Origin of the sequence: Psychrobacter sp. ASPA161_9 (genome assembly GCF_051970275.1) — a bacterium.
In the GTDB taxonomy this organism is placed as follows: domain Bacteria; phylum Pseudomonadota; class Gammaproteobacteria; order Pseudomonadales; family Moraxellaceae; genus Psychrobacter.
Genome location: NZ_JBEFNI010000020.1, coordinates 1 through 1,422 on the forward strand (window position 1 = coordinate 1; position 1,422 = coordinate 1,422).

Genomic DNA, 1,422 nt, shown 5'->3' on the forward strand with positions numbered 1-1,422 from the left:
TGAACCGACCCCCATAAGTTGGACACAACTTATGGGGTATTTTTATGCGTTACGATCTAGACTTTAAGATGCAAGTCATCGCATACTATCGGCAAGGCCATAGTAATCACGCCACCGCTAGGAAGTTTAACGTCAATCCAGAGTTTGTATTCAAATGGGTTAAACAATACCAAAGCGGTGGCATAGATGCCATTAAGCCAAAGACAAGTAAGGCCAAATACAGCAGTGAGTTTAAATACAAAGTGATAACCACCATGCTTAAGGAAGGTTTAAGTCAATCTGGAGTTGCACTGACATTTAACATCAGCTCACCGGCCTTAATCAGTCATTGGCACAGAGCATATCGACAACAAGGCATGTTTGGACTAATAACCAAGCCTAAAGGTAGAACCGCCATGAGTAAACCCTTTATTACAGACAAACCTGATGATGAGAAAACCTTAGAAGAATTGAAGCGTGAGAATGAATACCTACGTGCGGAGAATGCCTACCTAAAAAAGCTCGATGCCTTGCTCAAAGCGGAGGAACGAGCAGGCAAAAAGCAAGGCTCATCGAAGCATTGAGGCAAGAGCACCCTTTATCTGCTTTGCTAGACATTGCTAAGATAGCTAAGAGTGTCTTTTACTACCATCGGTGTCAGTTTGATGTTAAAGACAAATATGCAGACTTAAAACAGCGTATTACTGAGCTTTATCACAAGCACAAAGGCAGGTATGGTTATCGTAGAGTCACGGCCGCGCTAAAGCAGTTAGGGGTTTATCATAACCATAAGCTCATCGCTAAGCTTATGCATGACATGAAGCTTAGCGCAAAGATAAGACGTCAGAAGTATCGATCTTATAAAGGACAACACGGTAAGATTGCGAAGAATCATTTAAAGCGTCAGTTTGATGCAGATAAACCAAATAAGCGCTGGCTCACCGATATTACTGAGTTTAAGGTGGGTGATGATAAGCTGTATTTGTCGCCCATACTTGATTGTTATAACAATGAGATTGTCAGTTATACACTCTCAAAGCGCCCGACTTATGACTTAGTTAGCAAGATGCTAGGTGAGGCTTTAGAAAAGACGAAAGCGTGCCGTGATAAGAGATTAATGCTGCACTCAGATCAAGGATGGCATTATCAAATGGAGAAGTTTAGCAGGGCGCTTAAACAGCACGGTATTAAGCAAAGTATGAGCAGAAAAGGCAATTGCTTAGATAACGCACTGATGGAAGGGTTCTTCGGGACACTTAAGTGTGAGACGATTTATATTGATAAGCCTCAAACGATTGAGCAGTTAGAAAAACAGATTCATGAATACATTCATTATTACAATAATGAGCGCATTCAAATGAAACTAAAAGGACTGAATCCTGTGCAGTACAGAACTCAGTCCTTGATATAAAATAAACCGTCCAACATTTGGGGGTCGGTTCA

At 41.3% G+C, this 1,422-nt stretch carries 2 protein-coding genes; both read left to right on the top strand.

Annotation, left to right across the window (positions count from 1 at the left end; translation table 11 throughout):
- The first annotated feature begins 44 nt into the window (after positions 1 to 44).
- The gene (locus ACTQ9S_RS13710; protein ID WP_440455265.1) at positions 45 to 563 is read left to right on the top strand and encodes a helix-turn-helix domain-containing protein; all 519 of its coding nucleotides are present in this window, start codon (positions 45 to 47) and stop codon (positions 561 to 563) included.
- Positions 551 to 1,390, top strand: a complete 840-nt coding sequence (locus ACTQ9S_RS13715) for an IS3 family transposase (RefSeq protein WP_440455266.1) — start codon at positions 551 to 553, stop codon at positions 1,388 to 1,390. Before ACTQ9S_RS13710 ends, ACTQ9S_RS13715 begins: the two co-directional genes overlap by 13 nt.
- Positions 1,391 to 1,422 lie beyond the last annotated feature (32 nt).